The sequence below is a fragment of the uncultured Lamprocystis sp. genome (assembly GCF_903933125.1).
Classification (GTDB): domain Bacteria; phylum Pseudomonadota; class Gammaproteobacteria; order Chromatiales; family Chromatiaceae; genus Thiodictyon.
Genome location: NZ_CAIZIZ010000181.1, coordinates 1 through 5,039, shown reverse-complemented (window position 1 = coordinate 5,039; position 5,039 = coordinate 1). Strand labels below are relative to the sequence as shown.

Here is a 5,039-nt window from a genome sequence, read left to right as displayed (position 1 = left end):
TCCCGAGACGGAATGTCCTGATCAAAAATTCAGTCTTGAGCAGGAGAGGGTTGCGCATGTCCACCGCCATCGCCGTCCCGAGTGAACCACAGATCACCGCTGGCCCCAGGCGCCACCCCATCACCGTGAGTGAATATTTCCGCATGGGCGAGACCGGCGTCCTGGACCCGGACGCGCGGGTCGAACTCATCGAGGGGGATCTCATCGACATGCCGCCCATCGGTCCGATCCATGCCGGCAAGACCAACCGACTGAACCACTTGCTCACGACCGCGGTCGGCGCCGCGGCCATCGTCTCGACGCAGAACCCCGTCGTCCTGGGGCGCCTGACGGCCCCGCAGCCGGACCTGGCCCTGCTGCGCTACCGCGCCGACTACTACGAACAGACGCATCCGGGGCCTGATGACTGCCTGCTCCTGATCGAGGTCGCGGAGACGAGCCTGACACACGATCGTCGCATCAAGCTGCCGCTCTACGCCCGCTTCCGGATACCCGAGGTCTGGATCATCGACTGCCCCGGGCGCCACCTCGACATCCACCAGGACCCGGACGAGGATCGCTACACCCGGCGGTTGCGCGTCGCCGATCTGTCACGGGTCGAAATTGCCGCGCTCCCCGGCGTCCTGCTGGATCTGCGCACACTGTTCTGAATCCTTCGCGATCTCGTACATGATTTTCCGGCAATCGCCGAAGGTGTCCAGCGGCGCCGCAGACCCAGCCCGCTATACTCACGACAGCGCCCCCTATCGGTTCCAGTCATGGCCACCTCCCTGAAGCGACCCTTCGTCAGCCTCGACGCGTATTTCGCCCTCGACCGCGGCGCGGACGCGCGTTGCGAGTACCGCAATGGGGAGGTGTTCTGCATGGGCGGCGCGCAGCCGGAGCACAACACCATTTGCGTCAACCTGTTGACCGAGTTGCGCGGCGGCCTGAGGGAACGCGGCTGCCGACCCTTCCCGAGCGATCAGCGGGTCAAGGTCAATACCGGCAGTCCGTATCTATACCCCGACCTGTCGATCGCCTGCGATCCGCGCTACGTCACCATCAATGGTCTGCGCACTCTGGTCAACCCGGTGCTGATCATTGAGGTGCTGTCGCCCAGCACGGCGCAGGATGACCGCGGCGCCAAGTTCCTGCAATACCAGACGATCGAAACCTTGACCGACTACGTGCTGGTGGACTCGACGGCGGTTGCCGTGCTCCATTACCGTCGGCACGGCAACTGGTGGCAGCCGCTCCTCACCGAGGAGCCGGACGGCACACTGACGCTCGACACACTCGGCATTGCGCTCCCGCTCGCGGCGATCTATCTGGATTCAGGCGTCGGATAGGAAACCGGAAACGGGACGCCTCAGGGGCCGCGCGGTAACATAGCGCTCACAAAATCGACACATCGGGCGCCCACCCGCGGCGCCTGCGATCCCCTTCCCCTCGAGGCGCAGGTATGTTCTCGCTCCAGACGATCTTTGGTAAAGGCAACCAGTTTTTTGGGCTGCTTGAAGACGCGGCCGTCGCTGCGGCCGACAGCACCACCGCGCTGCACACGATGCTGCGCGAAAACGACCGCCCACCCGCGCTGGACGCGTTTCGCCTTGCCCGCCAGCGTGAGCGGGTGATCGCGGACAAAATCAACGAGGAGTTGATCAACAGCTTCGTCACCGCACTGGAACGCGAGGACATCGAAGCACTGAGTTACGCCCTGGTGCGCATCCCCAAGCAGGTGGAGCGGTTCGCCGAGCGCTATGCCCTGGCCGTCCACTTGCTCGACGGCATCGACTTCGCCCAGCGGGCGGCCATGCTGGAGCAGGCCGCCAATGTGGTGGTGGAAATGGTCCGCCAGTTGCGCCGGATGAAGATCGAGGAGATGAAGATCCTGAACGATCGACTGCGCTCCATCGAAAGCGAGGCCGACCGCTTGATGCTCGAACTCTATCGCGACATCTACGCGGGCCATTTCGACGGTAAACAAATGTTTCTGATCAAAGAGTTCTTCGAGATCCTGGAGAAAGCCATCGACCGCTGCCGCGAGGCCGGCGTGGTGGCTTACCAGATCGTGCTCAAGAACAGTTGAGGAGACCAGCGTGCTGAACCTCCTCATCGCGGTGGTACTCACCGCGCTCGTTTTCGAGTACATCAACGGCTTTCACGACACGGCCAACTCCATCGCCACCGTGGTCGCAACCAAAGTACTCTCACCCATGCAGGCCGTCGCGCTTGCGGCGACCACCAACCTGATCGGCGCGCTCTGGGGCACCGCGGTCGCCAAGACCATCGCTACCGGTCTGATCGATCAGTCGGTGGTCGAGGTCACCTCGCAGTTGATCATCTGCGCGCTGGCCGGCGGCATCGTCTGGAACCTGGCAACCTGGTATCTCGGGTTGCCGTCCTCGTCCTCGCACGCGCTGATCGGCGGCCTGTGCGGCGCCGCGGTCGCGGCCGCCCAGGGTCAGTGGGGAGCGGTGATCTGGTCCCAGTCGGCCGACCCTTGGTACAAGGGCTCGGGCATCCTGTGGAAGGTCGCCGTGCCCATGTTCACCAGTCCGCTCATGGGATTCGTCGTCGGTTTTCTGATGATGGGCCTGCTGTTCGCCTTGCTCTGGGCGATGTCGCGCAGCGGCGGCCTGCTACGGCGGATGGCCCGGCCGCGCTGGGTCAACGCCTTTTTCGGCAAGGCGCAACTCGGATCGGCGGCCTATATGGGTCTTGCCCACGGGCTCAACGACGCGCAAAAAACCATGGGCATCATCGCGCTCGCCCTGGTCTCGGCCCAACAGGCCGGCACCCTGGAGCAACTGCCCGACTGGCTGACCTGGCTGCGCCCGAGCGAAGGCGCCATGACTCAGGGCGATATCGACACCTGGATCAAGGTGACTTGCGCCTTGACGATGGCCGCCGGGACCGCGGTCGGCGGCTGGCGGATCATCAAGACGCTCGGCCACAAGATCGTCCGCCTGCATCCGATCCACGGCTTCGCCGCCGAAACCTCGGCGGCCACCGTCATCACCATCGCGTCCTCACTCGGCATTCCGGTCTCCACCACTCACAACATCTCGGCCGCCATCCTCGGCGTCGGGGCTGCCAAGCGGTTCTCCGCCATCAAGTGGACCGTGGTCGAACGCATGCTGTGGGCCTGGATCCTGACCTTACCGGCCGCGGGCGCGATGGCCTTTGGTCTGTTCAAGCTGCTCCAGGCGTTCGATTTGACCTGATCGGCCCTTTCCAACGGGGACGTGGCGGCCCGGGCGGCTGGTGGTTCATCGACGAACCGGAACTGCACTTCATCCGCGACGCCGAGGTCGATGTCCCGGACCTCGCCGGCTGGCGCCGCGAACGGATGCCGGTACTACCCCGCGGGCACCGCGCCACGGTAGTCCCGGATTGGGTGTGCGAGGTGCTGTCGCCATCCACCGCCGGCACCGACCGGGAGATCAAGATGCCCATCTACGCCCATTTTGGCGTGGCCTACGCCTGGCTGCTCGATCCCTTGGCACACACCCTCGAAGCCTACGCTCTGGACGGCGGAGCCTGGCGGGAAATTGGCCGCTTTGCCGGCGTGGCGGAAGTATCAGTCGCGCCGTTTGAGGCGGTGACGATCAATCTGGATGATCTGTGGGCGCCGACGGCATAGACTGCCCCGCAGAGTATGCAAAAATACCGGGGCCCCGATCAAGATTCCGGCCACTTGGGCTCGCCGGGTGCGTAGTCAGGCCATCCTGGCCTGACACCGTCAGGGCTGGAAGCCCTGACTACGCACGCCGCTGGCCGGGATTACGATCGAGGCCAACACCGGACTTGATCATCATTCCGGCCACCGGCGTTCATGGCGCAGCGCCAGGATGTCGGGTTACGGCTCGCGTTAACCTTCTGTTTTCGCTTTCTAGGACAGGACCACGCGCCCCTAACCCGACCTACGGGACTGCTCCAGGCGTTCGATTTGACCTGCGCTGACAAAATAGCCGTGGGGAGTCGTTAAGCCAACTTCTCATCTTCCAGCTTGGCCTGTGCCATCGCCTCCGGCTCCAGTTCCTCGGCGCAGCAATTGAATCGGATGAAGAGACCCCAGGCCGCAAGCAGGAACCCGGCGACCAGACCCACTGTCGCCACATACGGCAGGAGTTCAGGAGAGTCATGGCTTACACGGAATACAAGCACCAGCGTTTCAATCGAGAGTGACACCACGAGCACGACCATGAAGCGGGATAAGAACCGCCGCACACGCGTCGGCGCGCTCATATGGGCCTCGCGCTGCACCTCTTCTTCGAGCAGGGTTTGTCCCAATTCCAGAGCGGCCACGGCCACGGTCAGTAAGGCAATACTTTCGAGGACACCATTCAGACGCTGCCTGAGTGCCAGGATGCTATCGAATTGGAGGCTTTGCCAGAGTTGCAGGGTAGCCAGCAGAATGAGAACGAAGGCACAGACAATGAACATCAGGCTGATCACGAAGTGACCGAGCGTGAACACCTTGTGCCAAAGTTTCATGAAGCACCTATGCGCTGGCCTTGGTCATCATTCCGGCAGGCGCCTGGGCGTCGCACACTGGAGGTCGAGGCTTTACCGTGGAAGTGCGTAGTCAGGCCATCCTGGCCTGACAGCGTCGGGACTGGAACGGTCAGGGCTGGAAGCCCTGAATACGCAGCCTCGTACGCCGGCAGTTGCGACAGCGGTCGAGAGGACTTTCATGTTCCGGGGTGGCGCGAGCGCCATGGTCGTTAGCCGGATGAGCACCATCCAGACGCGAGGTCGACCGGCTAAAGCCTCGACCTCCAGTTTTTTTGCGGCCGGGTCGGGTAGCCGGGTGGCGTTACCGCCGCCCAGCGTAACTTCTCAATAACCCGCGGCAAACAGCCGATGCGGCTCCGCAAGTCTATGTTTCTCCAAGGGTAGCCCGTGGGCTTGCCGTGACTTATTGAGAAGTTACCGCCCAGCCCCCTAAGAACCGTGCTTGCGACTTTCACCGCACACGGCTCAAGCCTTGATAAGCCCCTGTGACAGAGCCGGCCGTTCGGCCTTCGCGATACCAGTTTGCAGCCCTCGTA

5 protein-coding genes and 1 pseudogene are annotated in these 5,039 nt (G+C 63.3%); 5 read left to right on the top strand and 1 reads right to left on the bottom strand.

What is annotated here, in order from left to right:
- The 5 genes and pseudogenes from QZY03_RS09110 to QZY03_RS09090 all read left to right on the top strand — a co-directional run.
- Positions 1–650, top strand: a 650-nt coding sequence (locus tag QZY03_RS09110) for a Uma2 family endonuclease (protein WP_367268217.1), incomplete at its 5' end; no start/stop codon positions are given.
- Positions 651–758: 108 nt separating this feature from the next.
- Positions 759–1,331 carry a Uma2 family endonuclease gene (locus QZY03_RS09105; RefSeq protein WP_295580231.1) on the top strand — a complete coding sequence of 191 codons (573 nt, stop codon included), beginning with the start codon at positions 759–761 and terminating at the stop codon, positions 1,329–1,331.
- Between the two features lie 113 nt (positions 1,332–1,444).
- Positions 1,445–2,071, top strand: coding sequence for a DUF47 domain-containing protein (locus QZY03_RS09100; protein WP_020507921.1), 627 nt, complete (start codon positions 1,445–1,447; stop codon positions 2,069–2,071).
- 10 nt (positions 2,072–2,081) lie between these two features.
- The gene (locus QZY03_RS09095; protein WP_295580228.1) at positions 2,082–3,209 is read left to right on the top strand and encodes an inorganic phosphate transporter; all 1,128 of its coding nucleotides are present in this window, start codon (positions 2,082–2,084) and stop codon (positions 3,207–3,209) included.
- A pseudogene (locus tag QZY03_RS09090) lies at positions 3,200–3,628 on the top strand (Uma2 family endonuclease); the annotation flags it as partial. The gene QZY03_RS09095 and the pseudogene QZY03_RS09090, both read left to right, overlap by 10 nt.
- Before the next feature lie 341 nt (positions 3,629–3,969).
- Here the strand turns inward: QZY03_RS09090 and QZY03_RS09085 are convergent.
- Complete coding sequence (locus QZY03_RS09085) at positions 3,970–4,482, bottom strand: hypothetical protein (RefSeq protein ID WP_295580226.1); 513 nt, start codon at positions 4,480–4,482, stop codon at positions 3,970–3,972.
- Positions 4,483–5,039 lie beyond the last annotated feature (557 nt).